General features: G+C 58.3%; 2 protein-coding genes. Both read left to right on the forward strand.

What is annotated here, in order from left to right; all coding sequences use genetic code 11:
- Positions 1–421 precede the first annotated feature (421 nt).
- The gene (gene dnaA / locus VJX68_RS02070) at positions 422–1,852 is read left to right on the forward strand and encodes a chromosomal replication initiator protein DnaA (RefSeq protein WP_324093977.1); all 1,431 of its coding nucleotides are present in this window, start codon (positions 422–424) and stop codon (positions 1,850–1,852) included.
- A gap of 239 nt (positions 1,853–2,091) precedes the next feature.
- A partial coding sequence (locus VJX68_RS19050) for a hypothetical protein (protein WP_349255878.1) occupies positions 2,092–2,190 on the forward strand: 99 nt, incomplete at its 3' end.

Consider the following 2,190-nt stretch of genomic DNA (forward strand, 5'->3'; position numbering starts at 1 on the left):
TCGTTGTGCGCGATCACTCGCGCGCGAAATTTCCTTTACGATTCGCGCGCTTCGCGACAAATTTTTTTCCGCGCTTGTCCTCATCGCGAAATAAGTTTATCACGTTCCCTTGGCCGCAAACTTCCTACTTGCAAGAACCACTTTCCACTGAACGGTTCATTGGCGGCGCGAGAGCTAATGGCTTCGAAGCGCGTGTACATCGCTCGCATTCTCGATCAGATTTTTAAGCCTAACAGAACCGATCGTAACCCGGACAAGTTGATAGTCCGGCGTGTCGCGCCGTCAAATTGTTGGTTGTAACGAAAGAAATACCGCTTATCCACAGGTGTGGATAAGACTGTGCGTAATTCGCGCGGCATTCGATGCGGCGCGTTAGTTCCGGAACGTGGTTTGCCGTCCGGTTTGGTCAGGGGGAAACAATATGAATGGTTTGTGGCAACGGGCCGGGGACCGCATGCGCGATGAGCTGGGTCAGGTTGGCTATGAGACGTGGATCGGGCCGCTCAATTTTGTCGCTCATCAAGGATCGACCGTCACAGTCGAGGCGCCCAATCGGTTTTTTCGCGATTGGATCAACGAACGCTATATGAGCTTGATGCGGTCGGCGTTGTCAGCCGAGGCTGGCGGCGAAATCGAGGTGCGGCTGACGCTCGGCGAGAATGCCGCGATCGCGCCGCCGCAGCAACGTCCGAGCAACGGCCATGCAAGTGGCAACGGTCACTCGAACGGGAACGGTGCCGGCTATGGGCATCGCAATGGCAAGGCGTCGGCGTCAAATCGAGCGACGATGGCCGCCGCGCCGCGCGGAGATCGGCATCCGACCCTGAACCCCCGCTACAGCTTCGCGGAGTTCGTGGTGGGATCGGCCAATCAGTTCGCGCATGCCGCGGCGCAGGCGGTCGCGAATCAGCCGGGCGAAAAGTACAACCCACTCTTCATCTATGGCGGGGTCGGCCTCGGCAAGACTCACCTGGTGACCGCGATCGGGCACCATATCTGGGCCAGCGGCGAGCGGCCGCGGAAAGTGCTGTTCATGCCGGCCGAGATTTTCATGAACGAGCTGATCGGTTCGCTGCGCCGCGACAAGATGAACGAGTTTCGAGAAAAATTCCGGCGCGTCGATACGCTTATCCTCGACGACGTACAGTTCCTGGCCGGGCGCGAGCGCACACAAGAAGAATTCTTCCATACATTCAACGCGCTGCACGCGGAGCGGCATCAGATCGTGCTGACCTCGGACAAAGTTCCGCGCGAAATTCCGGGACTCGAGGAGCGGCTGCGCAATCGCTTCGAGATGGGATTGATCGCGGACATCGCGCCGCCCGACCTCGAGACGCGCGTCGCGATCGTGCAGAAGAAGGCGGTGCTGGAAAACCTGCGGCTGGTGCCGGAGGTCGCGATGTATATCGCGCAGAGCGTTTCGTCGAACGTTCGCGAACTGGAGGGATGCCTGACGCGGCTGGCAGCCTTGGCGTCGCTCAACCAATCGGCAATCACCGTGGACTTCGCACGGCAGGCGCTGCAGGATTTGATTCGCAATCACGACGCGAAGCCCGACGTCGAATCGATCCAGAAGACGGTTGCGGACTTTTTCCATATCCGGCTGGCGGATTTGAAGTCGAAGAAGCGCACCCAGCACATTGCCTTCTGTCGGCAGGTCGCGATGTATCTCTGCCGCAAGCTGACCGACAGCTCGTTTCCGACGATCGGCGAACATTTCGGGCGCGATCACTCGACGGTGATTCACGCCTACAACCTGATCATGCGGCGCGTCACCAGTGATTCGGCTTTTCGGCTCTCGATCGAGAAAATCGAGCGCGAGCTTAAATCGATCCGCGCAAATGCGGCGTGAATCGATGTGGAGGAGGCTGTGGAGGAGGTGCGCATAACGTTAGAGCTATCGACAGGGCCGGTGCGCGCAAGGCCGGCCCCGTCGGTCAGCCGCCTCAGCATCAACAATTTTTCAGCGGGCGATCAGCCATCATTTTCGGGCGCTTATGAGATCAATCGACAAATCCACAACCCCTACTATTACTGCTAATCTCTTTTAGAGATCTAAAGATCCGGAATAGGAAGACGGGCTAACAATTCATGGGACTCGCAATCGAGCGTGCTTCGCTGCTTAGCGGTTTGGGACTGGTCCAGGGCATCGTGGAACGGCGCACGACGGTTCCGATACTCGGCCATGTT

Origin of the sequence: Binatus sp. (SeqCode), assembly GCF_035272065.1 — a bacterium.
In the GTDB taxonomy this organism is placed as follows: domain Bacteria; phylum Desulfobacterota; class Binatia; order Binatales; family Binataceae; genus Binatus.